Below are 16,752 nucleotides of genomic sequence, written 5' to 3'. Positions count from 1 at the left end.
GTTTTATTTACACCTGGCCGACGTATAAATAGATCGCCAGGAAGTGACATACGCTGCCGCCGAGCACAAAACCGTGCCAGATTGCATGGTTGTAAGGAATGCGTTTGCAGACGTAGAAGATAACCCCCAGCGAATAAACCACCCCGCCAACCGCCAGCAGCGTTACGCCACCTGCCGCCAGTTTGATAGCCAGCTGATACACCACAATGAGCGACAGCCAGCCCATCGTCAGATAGGTCACCAGCGAGAGAATCTTAAAGCGGTGCGCGATGGTGAGCTTAAACAAGATCCCCAGCAACGCCAGGCTCCAGATAACAATCATCAGGCCGCGCGAGAGCGGTGAATTGAGCCCCACCAGTAGAAAAGGCGTGTAGGTACCCGCAATCAGCAGATAGATGGCACAGTGGTCGAATTTTTTCAGCCACAGCTTGGCCCGCTGATGGGGAATAGCATGATAGAGCGTGGAGGCAAGGAACAGCATAATCATGCTGCCGCCGTACAGACTGTAGCTGGTTATCGCCGTGGCGCTGGCGTTACTGTCCACCGCCTGCACCAGCAGGAGGACCAGGCCGACGATACCAAACACCAAACCGATTCCGTGACTGATGCTGTTGGCAACTTCCTCTGCCAAAGAATAACCCTGCGTGATTAATGGTTTACGAACCATATTTGACTCCGAAAACAAGAACGCTTTCAATGCTCACTTAGGGTAACTGAGAATGATTCCAGTGAACACCTGTTAGCTAAAATAAAACGATGAATATTTGTAAACACTATAAAATCATAATGTTACATTAAAATTTCAACTAACAGTCGTTCGCTGTTCTATCAAAGTCTTTTGAATTCAATTACATAAAACTGGTCTTCGCCAGGATAGATTTCGGTGATCACCTGCCGCAGTTGTGCCAGGGTCATATTCTCCTGCTCGGCGTGCCGTTCCGTGAGCGTATCAAGCGTCACTGTGGACGTGGCTACCACGCTAATCGTGCAAAAATAGCCGTTATCTTCATAGCGTCCGACGCGCAGCACGTCACCGGTTTTAAAATGCGATTCGGCGGCATTACGAATCGTGATGGTTTTGCGCCCGGCGAGGATGTCATCCTGAAAGCGCTGAAAAAAGGTTATGTCATTCGGCTGCATGGTATAATTCCATCCTGGTCATTATGAATTGTGAGTTATTACTGTGAGTATGTTCTCCCACGCCGCGATCGCCAGTCTCAATAATCTTGAGATGATGGTCTACCACTACGTCATTAAAAATCGTGACAAAGTGATGTATATGACCATCCGCGAGCTGGCAGAAGCCGCCGGGGTCTCCACGACCACCGTCCTGCGCTTTTGCCGCAAACTGCAGTGCGAAGGATACTCGGAGTTTCGCGTACGCTTTAAATTATATCTGGAGCAGAACGAGCCTCAACAGGCAAATATCGGCGCCAGTGAAATTATGAGTTTTTTTAAAAGCGTTAACAATGACGAATTTGATGATTTACTCGACCGTGCCGTCGATATTATTCTGGCTTCAGAACGTATTATATTTGTTGGTGCTGGCACCTCAGGCGCCCTCGCAAAATATGGCGCACGGTTTTTCTCCAACGTCGGAAAATTCAGTAACCACATTGATGACCCTTATTTCCCGGTGACCAACGATATGGCCCGTAACGCGCTGGCGATCGTCCTGTCCGTTTCCGGGGAGACCGAAGAGATTCTGCGCTTTGCCAGCCAGTTCAGCCTGCATAACTGCAAGGTGATGTCGGTCACCAGCCATGAACACTCGCGTCTGGCAAAGCTTGCAGACTTCAACCTCTCCTGGCACGTGCCGCAAACGCGCATCGGTGGCGTCTATGATATAACCACCCAAATACCGGTCATATATATTCTGGAGTCGTTGGGACGTAAGTTAGCCCGTAAGCTAGCCTGAAAATAACACCTTGTTTTTTCGATGTAACATATTCCACGTAGCGGGAATTGTTATATCGTGACATTTATATTCCCTTTGTTAGACTCAAAATCAGATGCTATTTGATGAGACTAACAAAGATGAAAAAAATCACTTTACCGAAAGACTTTTTATGGGGCGGCGCGGTCGCCGCTCATCAGGTTGAAGGCGGCTGGAATAAAGAGGGCAAAGGCCCAAGCATTTGCGATGTGCTGACCGGCGGCGCCCACGGTGTTCCGCGCGAGATAACTCATGAAGTTGAAGCGGGGAAGTACTATCCGAACCATGAAGCTATCGACTTCCACGGCCGCTATAAAGAAGACATTAAGCTGTTCGCTGAGATGGGCTTCAAGTGCTTCCGTACTTCCATTGCCTGGACCCGTATCTTCCCGCAGGGTGATGAAACTCAGCCGAACGAAGACGGCCTGAAATTCTATGACGACATGTTCGATGAGCTGCTGAAGTACAACATCGAGCCGGTCATCACCCTCTCCCACTTTGAAATGCCTCTGCATCTGGTACAGCAGTACGGTGGCTGGACCAACCGCAAGGTGGTCGATTTCTTTGTGCGCTTCGCCGAAGTGGTCTTCGAGCGCTATAAGCACAAAGTGAAATACTGGATGACCTTCAACGAGATCAACAACCAGCGTAACTGGCGCGCCCCGCTGTTCGGCTACTGCTGCTCCGGCGTGGTCTATACCGACCATGAAAACCCGGAAGAGACCATGTACCAGGTGCTGCATCACCAGTTCGTTGCCAGCGCGCTGGCGGTGAAGGCGGCACGGCGGATCAATCCGCAAATGCAGGTCGGCTGCATGCTGGCAATGGTGGCACTCTATCCGTTCTCCTGCAAACCTGACGACGTGATGTTCGCTCAGGAGTCGATGCGTGAGCGCTACGTCTTTACCGATGTGCAGCTGCGCGGCTACTACCCGAGCTACATCCTTAACGAGTGGGAGCGCCGCGGTTTCAACATCATCATGGACGAGGGCGACGAGCAGATCCTGCGTGAAGGGACCTGCGATTACCTTGGATTCAGCTACTACATGACTAACGCAGTCAAAGCGGAAGGCGGTAGTGGCGATGCTATCTCCGGCTTCGAAGGCAGCGTCCCGAACCCACACGTCAAAGCCTCCGACTGGGGCTGGCAGATTGACCCGGTGGGGCTGCGCTACTCGCTGTGCGAACTGTACGAGCGCTACCAGAAGCCGCTGTTTATCGTCGAAAACGGTTTTGGTGCTTACGACAAAGTGGAAGAAGATGGCAGCATCAATGATGACTACCGTATCGACTACCTGCGCGCGCATGTGGAAGAGATGATCAAGGCGGTGACCTACGACGGCGTTGAACTGATGGGCTACACCCCGTGGGGCTGTATCGACTGCGTCTCCTTTACCACCGGCCAGTACAGTAAGCGCTATGGCTTTATCTACGTGAACAAACATGATGACGGTACCGGCGACATGTCCCGCTCGCGTAAGAAAAGCTTCAACTGGTACAAAGAGGTGATTGCCAGCAACGGTGAGAACCTCTGATCTCGACTCGCTTCTGCCCTCTCCTCGCCAGGGGAGAGGGAAAGAGCCCGTCTTACAGACACTTCTTTACAGCATTAACATTGCTAAAACGCGTTCGCCCGATAAGATAAGCCTCGTGAATTATTGAGGCGAAAATGATTAAGCGACAGCGAAAAGCCATTCTTCTTGTAGCCCTTGCCTGTCTGGTGGTGCTGATATGCACCGCTCAGCGTATGGCCGGGCTGCATGCGCTTGTCATGAATGCCACCGCCGTGACGCAATCAACCCAGCAGAATTCAGACAATGCCGAAGCGCCGGTGACGCCCTGCGAGCTGAGCGCGAAATCACTCCTGGCCGCACCGCCGGTGCTGTTTGAAGGTGCATTGTTTGCCATCGCACTGCTGCTGACGGTGCTGGCGGCGATACCGCCGCGCATCGTGCGTCTCTGGCCTCCCCGCGTTATTTCTCCTCCCCGGCTACGGGTGCATTTGCGATTGTGCGTCTTCCGTGAATGAGGATTTCCCTGACAGTTCAGGTTAATCAATCATTTACGGAGAAAATTTATGCTTATGGTATTCAGGCGGCTACTGGTCTGCCTGCTTTGGCTATGGCTGCCCGTCAGCCAGGCCGCCGACAGCGGCTGGCTACGCGCCGCCGATAATCAACACGCCAGCGTCCGGCTGCGTGCGCAGAACGAAGACGGCGGCGCAACGCGTCTGCTGCTGGATGTCGCGCTGGAAAAAGGCTGGAAAACCTACTGGCGATCCCCCGGGGAAGGCGGTATTGCCCCTGCTATCACCTGGAAAACGCCGCTGGACGTCAACTGGCACTGGCCAACGCCGCAGCGCTTTGACGTCGCGGGGATATCCACCCAGGGCTATCACGGTAACGTCAGCTTTCCGCTGGACATCCGCGGCCAGGTGCCGCAGACCTTAAGCGGTGTGCTGACGCTTTCCACCTGTAGCAATGTCTGCATCCTGACCGACTATCCCTTTTCACTGGATATGACTTCCCCAGCGGAAGACGGTTTTGCCTATGATTTCACCCGAGCGCTGGGTACGCTGCCGCGCTCGGACGGCCTGACCTCCCGGCTGAGCTCTGCCTATAGCAGTGGAAAACTTACGGTTACCGCCGTTCGGGAGGCCGGCTGGCAACAGCCGTCGCTGTTTATCGACAGCATGGAAAACGTCGATTTTGGCAAACCGACCTTCTCGCTGAATGGCAATACCCTTGTCGCGCAGATCCCGGTCACCGACAGCTGGGGTGAAGCGGCGCCGAACCTGAGCGGTAAACGCCTGTCGCTGGTGCTTGCCGACGACGGGCTGGCACAGGAGAGCGCGCTGAATATTGACGAGGGCGTCCCGGCGCAGGCACCGGCTCTCTGGTGGGTTATGCTGATGGCGCTGGCAGGCGGGCTGATTCTCAACGTTATGCCCTGCGTTCTGCCGGTGCTGGGCATGAAGCTCGGGTCGCTGGTGCAAACCGGGACTCGCGAACGCGGAACCGTACGCCGTCAGTTTCTGGCTTCGGTCTGCGGGATCGTAGCGTCATTTCTGGCGCTGGCGTTGATGATGACCCTGCTTCGTCTGGGAAATCAGGCGTTGGGCTGGGGTATTCAGTTCCAGAACCCGTGGTTTATCGGCGCGATGGCGCTGGTGATGGTGCTGTTCAGCGCCAGCCTGCTGGGCCTGTTTGACATTCGCCTCTCCTCCAGCACCAGCACGTTTCTGGCCACCCGCGGCGGCAATGGCCTGATCGGCCATTTCTGGCAGGGCGCCTTTGCAACGCTGCTGGCCACACCCTGCACGGCACCGTTTCTCGGCACCGCCGTTTCGGTCGCGCTGGTGGCGCCACTGCCGCTGCTGTGGGGCATATTCTTCGCCATGGGGCTAGGTATGAGTTTACCGTGGCTGCTGGTTGCCGCCTGGCCTGGCTTCGCCCGTCATCTGCCGCGCCCTGGGCGTTGGATGAACGTCCTGCGCGTGGTACTCGGATTGATGATGCTAGGGTCGTCGGTATGGCTGATTAGCCTGCTGACGGTGCATCTCGGCCGGATGCCGGTTGCCGCCCTGACGGCATTCCTCGCCGTTGCGCTTTTGCTGGCGACGCTGTGGCGCTACCGCTGGCGCACCGCGCTGAAGGCAGGTGCCCTGATGCTAGTGGTCGCCGGGACCGCCACTTTTCTGTCCCAGCCTGACGGTCAGGCGTCACGACGCGACCGCGTGAACTGGCAGCCGCTGAGCGAACAGGCGATAAGCGATGCGCTGGCTAACAATAAGCGGCTGTTTATCGACGTCACCGCCGACTGGTGTGTCACCTGTAAAGCCAATAAATACAACGTGCTGCTGCGCGATGACGTGCAAAGCGCGCTGTCCGAACCGGACGTGGTAGCCCTGCGTGGTGACTGGAGTCGTCCATCAGAAACTATCAGCCGCTTCCTGACCACTCGCGGCAGCGCCGCCGTTCCCTTCAATCAAATTTACGGACCGGGATTACCGCAGGGCCGCGTGCTGCCTCCGCTGCTCAGCCGCGACGATCTTCTCGCCACCCTGTCCGACGCAAAAGGTCAATAATCATGAGAATCATCACCGCATTACTTCTGCTGTGCGTATCCACCTTCAGCCTGGCGGCACCGGCAGAACAGCCGGATGCTTCCGCCAACGATCAACTGGCAAAGCTGCTGTTTAACGATCCTGACAGCCCACGGCTCGGGGCCAAGGCGCCGCGCCTGACTATCGTCTCATTTACCGATTATAACTGCCCGTACTGCAAACAGTTTGACCCGATGCTGGAGAAGATCGTTCACGATAACCCCGACGTACTGCTGATTGTGAAACTGCTGCCGTTTAAGGGGCAAAGCTCGGTTAACGCCGCCAAAGCCGCGCTCTCCACATGGCGCCAGCAGCCGGATAAATTCTGGGCATTGCACCAGCGTTTGATGGCCAAAAAAGGTTACCACGACGATGCCAGTATTCTCGCCGCGCAGCAGAAAACGGCAACCGACGGGGTAAAAACCGATGATAAAACAATGGACTCGCTGAAGATGAACCTGATTTTGTCTCAGGTACTGAATATTCAGGGCACCCCGGCAACGATTATCGGCGATCAAATGGTCGCCGGTGCGATTCCTTATCAGGACCTGGAGGGGCTGGTGAAAGAGCAGCTGGCAAAAGCCGATGGCCAGTAAATTACGCCGCTGGCTGCGCGAGCTGGTTATCCTGCTACTGCTTGCCGGGGCGCTTATCGCGGTCATGGATTATCTGCGCCAGCCCGCGCTACCGCAAAATCTGACCAGCACGCCGCTGCGGACGCTGGACGGCAACGCCGTCGACCTGAACGCCATGAGCCAGCAGCGTCCGCTGCTGGTCTACGTCTGGGCGACCTGGTGCGGCGTGTGTCGTTACACAACGCCATCCGTGGCGGCGCTGGCGGACAGCGGCGGCAATGTGATAACGGTCGCGCTGCGTTCCGGTGACGATGACACGCTGAACCACTGGCTGACGCGTAAAAAAATGGCGTTACCCACGGTTAACGACGCCAGCGGCGGCCTTTCGCGCCAGTGGGACGTTCAGGTTACGCCAACGCTTATCGTTATCTCTCGCGGGGAGGTCAAGTCGGTCACCACCGGCTGGACCAGCGGCTGGGGTATGCGCCTGCGGCTGTGGCTGGCGTCCTGACCTTCGCTAATGAAACGGCTGCCGGAAAATCCCCCGATGGCGCTGCGCTGACCGGGCTACGGGGCCGTGCGGTTTGACGTTTTGTCGCCCGGACAGGCGCAACGCGCCACCTCCGGGACGGGTTGGCGCCAAAGGCGCCTGTAGCCCGGCGTTTCCCGTTGGCCGGGGGTTATTTGCCGCCGGCCAGTTCGAGGAAACTGCCTGTCACATAGGACGCCTTGTCGCTCAACAGCCAGGCAATCGCCTGGGCAACCTCTTCTGGCTGACCACCGCGCTGCATCGGCAGCGCGGCTTTTACCCGATCCACCCGCCCAGGCTCACCGCCCGAAGCATGCATCTCGGTATAGATAAAACCGGGACGAACACCGTTCACGCGAATGCCCTGGGCCGCGACTTCCAGCGACAGCCCTGTGGTCAGCGTGTCCACGGCACCTTTCGAGGCGGCATAATCCACATATTCCCCCGGCGCCCCCAGACGCGATGCCGCCGATGAGACATTCACGATAGCCCCGCCTTTCCCACCGTGGCGGTGCGACATTCGCTTCACCGCCTCCCGGCAACACAGGAAATAGCCGGTAACATTGGTGCTCAGCACCTGGTTAATCCGTTCGGCGGTCAGGTTTTCAATAGTACTTTGCGTAAACAGGATGCCCGCGTTGTTGACCAAAGCCGTCAACGGCTCATCAAGGCTATCAATACTGTCAAACATCGTCACGATCTGCCCTTCATCGCTGATATCTGCACACAGCGCCACGGCTTTCCCGCCCAGGACGGCAATCTCGTTGACCACCTCCATCGCCGCATTGATATTGTGGTGATAATTGACCACCACGGTATAGCCTTCCTGCGCCAGTAGCAGTGCGGTCGCCCTGCCAATTCCCCGGCTGGCGCCGGTAATCAGTGCTATAGCCATCATATTCCCCAAAAAATAAAGGCGCCGAAGCGCCTTTAAAAGAGAGTCCAGTCAGTTCGTTACTGGTATTCGCTCATCGGTACACAAGAGCAGAACAGGTTACGGTCACCGTAGACATCGTCCAGACGCTTCACCGTCGGCCAGTATTTATTCGCCAGACCTGCCGGGAATACCGCCAGCTCGCGGGTGTACGGATGATGCCATTCTGCCACCAGCTCACCCTGGGTATGCGGGGCGTTAACCAGCGGGTTATCTTCCAGCGGCCACTCGCCGGCTTTCACGCGGTCGATTTCACTGCGAATCGCCAGCATCGCGTCGATGAAGCGGTCCAGCTCAACTTTGCTTTCCGATTCAGTCGGCTCAACCATCAGGGTTCCGGCTACCGGGAAGGACATGGTCGGCGCATGGAAACCGAAGTCGATCAGACGTTTGGCAATATCCAGCTCACTGATGCCGGTCTCTTCTTTCAGCGGACGAATATCCAGAATACATTCGTGCGCCACGCGGCCGTCGCGGCCGGTATAGAGCACCGGGAACGCATCTTTCAGACGAGTGGCGATATAGTTGGCGTTAAGGATTGCCACCTGGCTCGCCTGCTTCAGCCCTTCGGCGCCCATCATTCGGATATACATCCAGCTGATTGGCAGAATGGAAGCGCTGCCGAACGGTGCGGCGGAAACGGCGCCCTGACGGGTCAGCATCCCTTCGATCTGTACCACGCTATGGCCTGGAACAAACGGAGCCAGATGCGCTTTGACGCCAATCGGTCCCATACCTGGGCCGCCGCCGCCGTGCGGGATGCAGAAGGTCTTATGCAGGTTGAGGTGCGACACATCCGCGCCGATGAAGCCCGGTGACGTAATGCCAACCTGGGCGTTCATGTTAGCGCCGTCGAGGTAAACCTGACCACCGAACTGATGCACGATTTCGCACACTTCGCGGATAGTCTCTTCGTAAACGCCGTGGGTTGACGGGTAGGTCACCATGATGCAAGAGAGGTTCTCACCCGCCTGCTCTGCCTTGAGGCGCAGATCCGCGAGATCGATGTTGCCGTTTTTATCACAGGCAACAACAACAACCTGCATGCCGGCCATCTGCGCCGACGCCGGGTTGGTACCGTGAGCCGAACTTGGGATCAGGCAGATATCACGATGGCCTTCATTGCGGCTCTCGTGGTAGTGGCGAATCGCCAGCAGGCCCGCGTACTCGCCCTGCGCGCCGGAGTTTGGCTGCATACAGACGGCGTCATAGCCGGTCAGTTTGACCAGCCAGTCGGAAAGCTGGGCAATCATCTGATGGTAGCCTTCTGCCTGCTCTGCCGGGCAGAACGGGTGCAGCTCAGCAAATTCCGGCCAGGTGATCGGGATCATTTCCGCCGCGGCGTTGAGCTTCATGGTGCAGGAGCCCAGCGGGATCATTGCTTGATTCAGCGCCAGATCTTTGCGCTCCAGCGAGTGCATGTAGCGCATCATCTCGGTTTCGCTGTGGTAGCAATTGAACACCGGGTGCGTCAGGAATGCATCGTTACGCAGCATGCTTTCCGGGATCGAACGGCTGTCGAGCGCCACGTCTTTATCCAGCGTATCAATATCCAGACCGTGATCGTCGCCAATAATGGCGCGGAACAGGTTCAGTACATCTTCACGAGTTGTCGCTTCATCAAGCGTGATGCCAACGGCGTTGTGGATGTCGCTACGCAGATTAATTTCCAGCGCTTCAGCGCGTGCCAGCACCGCGGCTTTATCGGCCACTTCTACACACAGGGTGTCGAAGTAGTGGGCGTGACGCAGCTTCAACCCTTTTTTCTGCAAGCCGTCGGCCAGAATATCGGTCAGACGATGGATGCGACTGGCGATGCGTTTCAGGCCCTCTGGCCCGTGGAACACCGCATAAAGACTGGCGATGTTTGCCAGCAGCACCTGGGAGGTACAAATATTGGAGTTCGCTTTCTCGCGACGGATATGCTGTTCGCGGGTCTGCATCGCCATACGCAGTGCAGTGTTACCGGCGGCATCTTTTGATACGCCGATAATACGGCCCGGCATTGAGCGTTTAAATTCATCTTTCGCAGCAAAGAAGGCTGCGTGTGGGCCGCCGTAGCCCATCGGTACGCCAAAACGCTGAGCGGAACCGAAAACGATATCCGCCCCCTGTTTGCCCGGCGCGGTCAACAGAACCAGCGCCATAAAGTCTGCGGCAACGCTGACCACGACTTTGCGTGCTTTTAGTTCGGTAATCAGCTTGCTGTAGTCATGAATTTCGCCGGTGGTGCCAACCTGTTGCAGCAGCACGCCAAAAACGTCCTGATGGTCGAGAGCTTTTTCGGCATCATCGACGATGACATCAAAGCCGAAGGTTTCAGCACGGGTTCGGACCACGTCCAGGGTCTGCGGATGTACATCGGCGGCAACAAAGAAACGGTTCGCATTCTTCAGCTTGCTGACGCGTTTGGCCATCGCCATCGCTTCAGCACCGGCGGTGGCTTCATCCAGCAGCGAGGCGGAGGCAATATCCAGCCCGGTCAGATCGAGAGTCACCTGCTGGAAGTTGAGCAGAGATTCCAGGCGACCCTGGGAAACTTCTGGCTGATATGGCGTGTAGGCGGTGTACCAGCCCGGGTTTTCCAGCATATTACGCTGAATAACCGGCGGCAGCTGCACGGCGGTGTAGCCCATGCCGATGTAAGACTTGAAGCGCTTGTTACGACCGGCTATCGCCTTCAGTTCCGCCAGCGCGGCGAATTCGGTGGTCGCGTCCCCTACCTGAGGGGGTGTCGCCAGCTGAATATCCTGCGGCACAATCTGGCCGATCAGGGCGTTAAGCGAATCGGCGCCGACGGTGTTCAGCATCTCTTGCTGTTGCTGAGCATCCGGGCCGATGTGACGTTCAATAAAGGCGCCGCGGTTTTCAAGCTGACCTAAAGTCTGAGTCATGAGCGATGGTTCCTGAAACGTGCAGTGAATCGTATGTGTCTTTACTTACCTGAACAGGCAAAATCGTTCACGCTGCCGGCAGCAGATGCCAGCAGCGTGAGGGCAACGTCTTTATTCGTTTTCCAGCAGCGCCGCATAGGCTGCCGCATCCAACAGGGCCGCAACCTGAGCTTCATCGCTGGCCTTAATTTTAAAGATCCAGCCGTCAGCATACGGGTCGCTGTTCACCAGCTCCGGAGAGTCGTTCAGCTCTTCGTTCACTGCTACGATTTCACCGCTAACCGGGGCATAAATATCTGATGCCGCTTTCACCGATTCGGCAACCGCGCAGTCGTCGCCCGCTTCAACGGTCGCACCGACGTCCGGCAGATCGACGAAAACCATATCGCCAAGCAGCTCCTGGGCGTGTTCGGTGATCCCGACGGTGTAGGTACCGTCAGCTTCTTTGCGCAGCCATTCGTGTTCTTTACTGTATTTCAGTTCTGCTGGTACGTTGCTCATCAATTAATCTCCAAAAAAGGGAATCACACCACGGCTTTGCCGTTGCGTACAAAAACAGGTTTAGTCACTTTTACCGGCATTTCGCGGTTGCGAATCTGCACAATGGCCGTATCACCGATGCCGGCCGGTACGCGCGCCAGCGCAATACTGTAGCCCAGCGTCGGGGAGAAGGTGCCGCTGGTGATAATACCTTCTTTCTGATTACCGTCAGCATCGGCAAAACGCACCGGCAGGCCGCCGCGCAGCACGCCTTTCTCGGTCATCACCAGACCCACCAGCTGCTCGGTACCTCTTTCTCGCTGCAGTTCCAGCGCTTCACGACCGATGAACGGGCGATCTGCGGGTTCCCAGGCGATGGTCCACCCCATATTGGCCGCCAGCGGAGAGATACTTTCATCCATCTCCTGGCCATACAGGTTCATCCCCGCTTCCAGACGCAGGGTATCGCGAGCGCCCAGACCGCAAGGCTTCACGCCCGCGTCCAGCAGGCCACGCCAGAAATCAGCCGCCTGCTCATTCGGCAGAGCGATTTCATATCCGGCTTCGCCGGTATAGCCGGTCGTCGCAATAAACAGATCGCCGGTCTGCACGCCAAAGAAGGGTTTCATCCCTTCTACGGCCTGACGCTGTGCGTCGGTGAACAGCGTTGCCGCTTTCGCTTTCGCCTGCGGCCCCTGTACGGCAATCAGAGAAAGATCGTCGCGGACGGTCATCTCAAGGCCATAGGGTTCAGCCTGCTGGGTAATCCAGGCGAGGTCTTTTTCACGGGTGGCGGAGTTCACAACGAGGCGGAAATAATCTTCGGCAAGGAAATAGACAATCAGGTCATCGATGACGCCGGCGGATGCGGTAAGCATTCCGGTATACAGCGCTTTACCGGGTACCGTGAGCTTCGCGACATCGTTAGCCAGCAGATAGCGCAGGAACTCCCGAATGCGGCTGCCGTGGAAGTCGACGATGGTCATGTGCGAGACATCGAACATACCGGCATCGCCTCGCACCGCGTGGTGCTCATCAATCTGGGAACCGTAATGTAGCGGCATCATCCAGCCATGGAAGTCCACCATGCGAGCGCCGCACAGCGTGTGTTGTTCATACAACGGAGTCTGTTGAGCCATCTTTTCCTCATCGAATAAAACGGAACCAGCTACTATTTTGGGCGGTGGCATCAGGGTGGTTTCGCACCACAAAGTCCACCGTCGGCGCCGCATTAGGGTACCGACGCAAACGTTCTCTTTTGCCTGAACTTACCACCTAACCCGACGCTAAACCATAAGCTAAATCAGGACATCAGATTAGCTTATGGCTAAAAGCCGCCAAAAAGACTACAGAGTTATCGACTGGGAAAAAGCGATTTACACCACATAAAATCAACACCATTCGCTGAAAACACCGAGCATGATGGTATTTTATGCGAAAAAAGAGGCCTGTTTTCTGTATCGAAAAAAGAGGCGCATTAATAAAACTAATGCGAAAAAATGAGTGAGATTAGATTATTTCAAATGAGAGGAGGAAACCCGGCGCAGAGGCCGGGAGAGAGAAGTGTGACGCGGTTAACGTAACCAAGCAGGAAGATCGTTTAAGCCCATTGCCTGGCGAATCAGCTGCGGTTTGACGCCCGGTAGCGTATCCGCCAGCTTAAGGCCGATATCACGCAGCAGTTTCTTCGCCGGGTTGCTGCCAGAGAACATTTCACGGAAACCCTGCATACCTGCGAGCATCATTGCGGCGCTGTGTTTGCGGCTGCGTTCATAGCGGCGCAGATAGAGGTACTGACCAATATCTTTGCCCTGCGTATGCAGGCGCCGGAGTTCATCGATCAGCTCCGCTGCGTCCATGAAGCCCAGATTCACCCCTTGTCCGGCCAGCGGGTGGATGGTGTGAGCAGCATCGCCAACCAGCGCCAGGCGATGCGCAGCAAACTGGCGCGCGTAGCGACCGGTCAGCGGGAAGGTTTGACGCTCGCTTTCAAGGTGGCACAGGCCTAAACGGTTATCGAAGGCAACATTCAGCGCCTGATTAAACGCCGCTTCGTCCGCCTGCTGCATACGCTGCGCTTCCTGCGGCGATAGCGACCAGACAATGGAACACAGATGCGGATCGTTCAGCGGCAGGAATGCCAGAATGCCGTCGCCGTGAAACGCCTGGCGGGCAACCGCCTGATGTGGCTCTTCGGTACGAACGGTGGCAACCAGCGCATGGTGGCGATAGTCCCAGAACGTCAGCGGAATATCCGCTTTGTTGCGCAACCAGGAGTTCGCGCCATCGGCGCCGACCACCAGCCGGGCGGTCAACATCGTGCCATCCTGCAAACTCAGGAACGCCTCGTTTTCGCCCCATGCCACCTGTTGCAGCTGAGCCGGAGCCAGCAGCGTGACATCGGCGCAACGCTGCGCCTTCTGCCATAGCGCATGATGAACAACCGCATTTTCAATAATATGGCCAAGATGGCTGAACCCCATGCTCCGATCGTCAAAGCTGATGTGGCCAAAGCTGTCTTTATCCCATACTTCCATGCCGTGGTAACAGCTGGCGCGTCGGGCGATAATCTCCGGCCAGACGTCCAGCCTGGTGAGCAGTTTTTCGCTGGCGGCATTAATGGCTGATACCCGCAGCGCCGGCGGCTCATCGGCGTTCAATGGCTGTGGCTCGGCTTGTTCGAGCACCGCGACCCGCAGCCCGCTCCCCTGCAAGCCACAGGCTACCGCCAGCCCCACCATGCCACCGCCAACAATGGCAACATCAACACTTTGCACGTTCAACTCCTTAACGAGGAACCCAACCGAGGGTACGCTGCGCCAGCGCATCGCGCGCCGGGGTAAATAATTCCATCGCCATCAGACCCACGTTACGCCCCGCAACCAGCGGCGCCCAACGATTAGCGAACAGATGAACCAGCCCATCGGTCACGCCGATAGTCGCGGCCTTATCATCCGCACGCCGCGCCTGATAGTGACAAAGAAGTGAGTAATCACCGGGGTCCTGTCCGTCAACACAGGCTTGCGCCAGCGTTTCCGCCAGGCTCATAACATCCCGCAGGCCGAGATTGAAGCCCTGCCCGGCGATCGGATGCAGCGTTTGCGCCGCATTCCCGACCAGCGCCAGACGGTGAGAAACCGGGCGCGTCGCGGTGGTAAGCGTCAGCGGATAAACGCTGCGTTTCCCGGCATGGGTGATGCGCCCCAGCCGCCAGCCAAACGCCTGTTGCAGCTGCTCGCAAAATTGTGCGTCGGACCAGGCCTGCACTTCATCACGCTGTGACTGCGGGTGACACCATACCAGTGAGCAACGCCCACGCGACATGGGCAGCATGGCCAGCGGGCCGTGCTCGGTGAACCGTTCAAAGGCCCGGCCTTCATGGGGCAACGCGGTGCTGACGTTGGCAATCATCGCCAGCTGATCGTAAGGCTGCTGCTGCCAGCTCATGCCGCAGCGGGCTCCCAGCGCGGAACGCGAGCCGTCGGCGGCAACCAGCAGTTTGCCTTCGATAGTCTCACCGCTGTCCAAAGTGATGCTGACCCCCTCCTCCCAGCGGTTGACGTCTTCAACTTTCGCCGGGCAGTGCAACGTGATGCCCGGCGCTTCACGCAGTTGCGCAAACAACCGCTGGCCGATATCGTGCAGCTCAACCACCTGGCCTAACGCCGCCAGGCCGTAATCCTGCGCATCCAGCGTCACAAATCCCGCATGCCCGCGGTCGCTGACGTGGACCCGCTGAATCGGCGTCGCGCAATCAGCCATCCCCTGCCAGATTCCGGTACGCGCCAGCTGCTGACAGGTCCCTGCCGCCAGCGCAATCGCGCGGGCATCAAAACCCGGGTGCTGTGATGAGTCCGGCTGTACCGCCTCAACCAGGTGAACCGGCAACGCACCGTGGGTTAACCGGGAGATAGCCAGCGCCAACGTCGCTCCGGTCATCCCTCCGCCGACGATCAGAACGCTCATGACCGCCGCGCCGCCGCCATCAGCGCCTCGATATCATCGGCTTTTTTCACCACCCCAGCGGTCAGGTTTTCGTTGCCGTCTTCGGTTATGACAATATCGTCTTCAATACGTACGCCAATGCCGCGATACTGCGGCGGCACATCGGCGTCAACGGCAATATAGAGACCGGGTTCAACGGTCAGAACCATGCCAGGCTCAAGGGGGCGCGAGCGATCGACATCGTAGCGACCGACATCATGGACATCCAGACCCAGCCAGTGGCTCAGGCCATGCATAAAGTAAGGTCGGTGGGCGTTGTTAACGATCAGCTCGTCCACATCCCCTTTGAGAATGCCCAGACGCACCAGACCGGTAATCATAATGCGGACCACCTGCTGGTTAACCTCATGAATTGAGGTGCCGGGACGGTAAAGCTGCAGTGATGTTTCCAGCGACTCGAGGACAATATCGTAAATCTCGCGCTGGGCCGGGCTGAATTTGCCGTTCACCGGGAAAGTACGGGTAATGTCACCCGCATAGCCACGGTATTCACAGCCGGCGTCAATCAGCACCAAATCGCCATCGCGCAGTTCAGATTCATTCTCAGTGTAATGAAGGATACAGCCGTTTTCCCCACCGCCCACGATGGTGTTATAGGAAGGGAAGCGGGCGCCGTGACGACTGAATTCATGCAGAATTTCCCCTTCCAGCTGGTATTCGAACATACCCGGACGGCATTTCTGCATCGCGCGGGTATGGGCCAGCGCGGAAATTTCGCCGGCGCGACGCATCACGTCCAGCTCTTCTGGCGATTTAAACAGGCGCATTTCATGCACTATCGGCCGCCAGTCAATGACCGTTCCCGGAGCCTGCAAATTCTGGCGCACGCCTTTGCGCAGCTTCTCCAGCGCATTAAAGACGATTTTGTCCGCATAGGCATATTCGCCCTGCGCAAAGTAGATGGCGTCAAGACCATTAAGCAACTGGAATAGCTGCTGGTTAATTTCGCTGAACGCCAGGGCGCGATCGACGCCGAGCGTCGACGGTGCCGCATCCTGTCCCAGGCGACGGCCGAACCAGATCTCTGCGGTCAGGTCGCGAACGCGATTAAACAGCACGCTATGGTTATGGGTGTCGTCGCTTTTAATCAACACCAGCAGGGCTTCCGGCTCATTAAATCCCGTGAAGTACCAAAAATCACTGTTCTGCCGGTAGGGGTATTCTGAATCTGCGCTGCGGACCGCTTCCGGCGCGGCAAAAATCAGCGCGGCGCTGCCTGGCTGCATCTGCGCCAGCAATGCCTGGCGACGAGAAAGAAATTCCTGCTGTGTCATGACGCCCCCTCAACAAATTT

Annotated in this window: 15 protein-coding genes; 6 read left to right on the top strand and 9 right to left on the bottom strand. The window is 57.0% G+C overall.

The annotated features are described in order from the left end of the window. Window positions 1–7: 7 nt before the first annotated feature. Together trhA and yqfB are read right to left on the bottom strand one after the other, a co-directional pair. The gene (trhA, locus tag ACMYSK_RS23670) at window positions 8–667 is read right to left on the bottom strand and encodes a PAQR family membrane homeostasis protein TrhA (RefSeq protein ID WP_434638863.1); all 660 of its coding nucleotides are present in this window, start codon (window positions 665–667) and stop codon (window positions 8–10) included. A gap of 161 nt (window positions 668–828) precedes the next feature. Further along, the gene (gene yqfB / locus ACMYSK_RS23665; RefSeq protein WP_434638862.1) at window positions 829–1,140 is read right to left on the bottom strand and encodes a N(4)-acetylcytidine aminohydrolase; all 312 of its coding nucleotides are present in this window, start codon (window positions 1,138–1,140) and stop codon (window positions 829–831) included. Window positions 1,141–1,189: 49 nt separating this feature from the next. On the opposite strand from yqfB, the gene ACMYSK_RS23660 reads away from it, so the two are divergent. The 6 genes from ACMYSK_RS23660 (at window position 1,190) to ACMYSK_RS23635 (ending at window position 7,127) form a co-directional block, all read left to right on the top strand. After that, the gene (locus ACMYSK_RS23660; protein WP_434644313.1) at window positions 1,190–1,918 is read left to right on the top strand and encodes a MurR/RpiR family transcriptional regulator; all 729 of its coding nucleotides are present in this window, start codon (window positions 1,190–1,192) and stop codon (window positions 1,916–1,918) included. 119 nt (window positions 1,919–2,037) lie between these two features. Next, window positions 2,038–3,471: a 6-phospho-beta-glucosidase gene (locus tag ACMYSK_RS23655; protein WP_434638861.1), complete on the top strand. Its 1,434-nt coding sequence runs from the start codon at window positions 2,038–2,040 to the stop codon at window positions 3,469–3,471. 134 nt (window positions 3,472–3,605) lie between these two features. Beyond that, entirely contained in the window at window positions 3,606–3,965 is a 360-nt protein-coding gene (locus ACMYSK_RS23650) for a copper resistance protein (RefSeq protein ID WP_434638860.1), read from the top strand. A gap of 48 nt (window positions 3,966–4,013) precedes the next feature. Further along, window positions 4,014–6,023, top strand: a complete 2,010-nt coding sequence (locus ACMYSK_RS23645) for a protein-disulfide reductase DsbD family protein (protein WP_434638859.1) — start codon at window positions 4,014–4,016, stop codon at window positions 6,021–6,023. A 2-nt stretch (window positions 6,024–6,025) separates the two neighbouring features. Next, on the top strand, window positions 6,026–6,637 hold the full coding sequence (locus ACMYSK_RS23640; protein WP_434638858.1) for a DsbA family protein: 612 nt from the start codon (window positions 6,026–6,028) through the stop codon (window positions 6,635–6,637). Further along, the gene (locus tag ACMYSK_RS23635) at window positions 6,627–7,127 is read left to right on the top strand and encodes a protein disulfide oxidoreductase (RefSeq protein ID WP_434638856.1); all 501 of its coding nucleotides are present in this window, start codon (window positions 6,627–6,629) and stop codon (window positions 7,125–7,127) included. The genes ACMYSK_RS23640 and ACMYSK_RS23635 overlap by 11 nt, the downstream gene beginning before the upstream one ends. A 169-nt stretch (window positions 7,128–7,296) precedes the next feature. Here the strand turns inward: ACMYSK_RS23635 and ACMYSK_RS23630 are convergent, their stop codons facing one another. From ACMYSK_RS23630 to pepP, 7 genes are all read right to left on the bottom strand, one after another. After that, window positions 7,297–8,040 carry an SDR family oxidoreductase gene (locus tag ACMYSK_RS23630; protein WP_434638854.1) on the bottom strand — a complete coding sequence of 248 codons (744 nt, stop codon included), beginning with the start codon at window positions 8,038–8,040 and terminating at the stop codon, window positions 7,297–7,299. A 59-nt stretch (window positions 8,041–8,099) separates the two neighbouring features. Continuing rightward, entirely contained in the window at window positions 8,100–10,973 is a 2,874-nt protein-coding gene (gene gcvP / locus ACMYSK_RS23625; RefSeq protein ID WP_434638852.1) for an aminomethyl-transferring glycine dehydrogenase, read from the bottom strand. Window positions 10,974–11,084: 111 nt separating this feature from the next. Beyond that, a complete protein-coding gene (gene gcvH / locus ACMYSK_RS23620; RefSeq protein ID WP_123756549.1) occupies window positions 11,085–11,474 on the bottom strand; it encodes a glycine cleavage system protein GcvH in 390 nt (129 codons plus the stop codon). 23 nt (window positions 11,475–11,497) lie between these two features. After that, complete coding sequence (gcvT, locus tag ACMYSK_RS23615; RefSeq protein ID WP_434638851.1) at window positions 11,498–12,592, bottom strand: glycine cleavage system aminomethyltransferase GcvT; 1,095 nt, start codon at window positions 12,590–12,592, stop codon at window positions 11,498–11,500. 435 nt (window positions 12,593–13,027) lie between these two features. Next, window positions 13,028–14,230, bottom strand: a complete 1,203-nt coding sequence (ubiI, locus tag ACMYSK_RS23610) for an FAD-dependent 2-octaprenylphenol hydroxylase (RefSeq protein WP_434638849.1) — start codon at window positions 14,228–14,230, stop codon at window positions 13,028–13,030. Window positions 14,231–14,240: 10 nt separating this feature from the next. Continuing rightward, on the bottom strand, window positions 14,241–15,419 hold the full coding sequence (gene ubiH, locus ACMYSK_RS23605; protein ID WP_434638847.1) for a 2-octaprenyl-6-methoxyphenyl hydroxylase: 1,179 nt from the start codon (window positions 15,417–15,419) through the stop codon (window positions 14,241–14,243). Then, window positions 15,416–16,732 (bottom strand): Xaa-Pro aminopeptidase, encoded by a 1,317-nt coding sequence (gene pepP / locus ACMYSK_RS23600; protein WP_434638845.1) that lies wholly within the window; start codon window positions 16,730–16,732, stop codon window positions 15,416–15,418. The genes ubiH and pepP overlap by 4 nt, the downstream gene beginning before the upstream one ends. Window positions 16,733–16,752 lie beyond the last annotated feature (20 nt).

Source organism: Klebsiella sp. I138 (assembly GCF_051131765.1).
In the GTDB taxonomy this organism is placed as follows: Bacteria; Pseudomonadota; Gammaproteobacteria; order Enterobacterales; family Enterobacteriaceae; genus Klebsiella.
The sequence above is the reverse complement of the archived record's forward strand: the minus strand, read 5'-3'. Positions and strand labels throughout refer to the sequence as shown.

Excerpts from the sequence above, each read along its gene's own strand:
- trhA (WP_434638863.1), bottom strand. The coding sequence starts at position 667 with ATGGTTCGTAAACCATTAATCACGCAGGGTTATTCTTTGGCAGAGGAA.
- yqfB (WP_434638862.1), bottom strand. The coding sequence starts at position 1,140 with ATGCAGCCGAATGACATAACCTTTTTTCAGCGCTTTCAGGATGACATC.
- ACMYSK_RS23660 (WP_434644313.1), top strand. The coding sequence starts at position 1,190 with ATGTTCTCCCACGCCGCGATCGCCAGTCTCAATAATCTTGAGATGATG.
- ACMYSK_RS23655 (WP_434638861.1), top strand. The coding sequence starts at position 2,038 with ATGAAAAAAATCACTTTACCGAAAGACTTTTTATGGGGCGGCGCGGTC.
- ACMYSK_RS23650 (WP_434638860.1), top strand. The coding sequence starts at position 3,606 with ATGATTAAGCGACAGCGAAAAGCCATTCTTCTTGTAGCCCTTGCCTGT.
- ACMYSK_RS23645 (WP_434638859.1), top strand. The coding sequence starts at position 4,014 with ATGCTTATGGTATTCAGGCGGCTACTGGTCTGCCTGCTTTGGCTATGG.
- ACMYSK_RS23640 (WP_434638858.1), top strand. The coding sequence starts at position 6,026 with ATGAGAATCATCACCGCATTACTTCTGCTGTGCGTATCCACCTTCAGC.
- ACMYSK_RS23635 (WP_434638856.1), top strand. The coding sequence starts at position 6,627 with ATGGCCAGTAAATTACGCCGCTGGCTGCGCGAGCTGGTTATCCTGCTA.
- ACMYSK_RS23630 (WP_434638854.1), bottom strand. The coding sequence starts at position 8,040 with ATGGCTATAGCACTGATTACCGGCGCCAGCCGGGGAATTGGCAGGGCG.
- gcvP (WP_434638852.1), bottom strand. The coding sequence starts at position 10,973 with ATGACTCAGACTTTAGGTCAGCTTGAAAACCGCGGCGCCTTTATTGAA.
- gcvH (WP_123756549.1), bottom strand. The coding sequence starts at position 11,474 with ATGAGCAACGTACCAGCAGAACTGAAATACAGTAAAGAACACGAATGG.
- gcvT (WP_434638851.1), bottom strand. The coding sequence starts at position 12,592 with ATGGCTCAACAGACTCCGTTGTATGAACAACACACGCTGTGCGGCGCT.
- ubiH (WP_434638847.1), bottom strand. The coding sequence starts at position 15,419 with ATGAGCGTTCTGATCGTCGGCGGAGGGATGACCGGAGCGACGTTGGCG.
- pepP (WP_434638845.1), bottom strand. The coding sequence starts at position 16,732 with ATGACACAGCAGGAATTTCTTTCTCGTCGCCAGGCATTGCTGGCGCAG.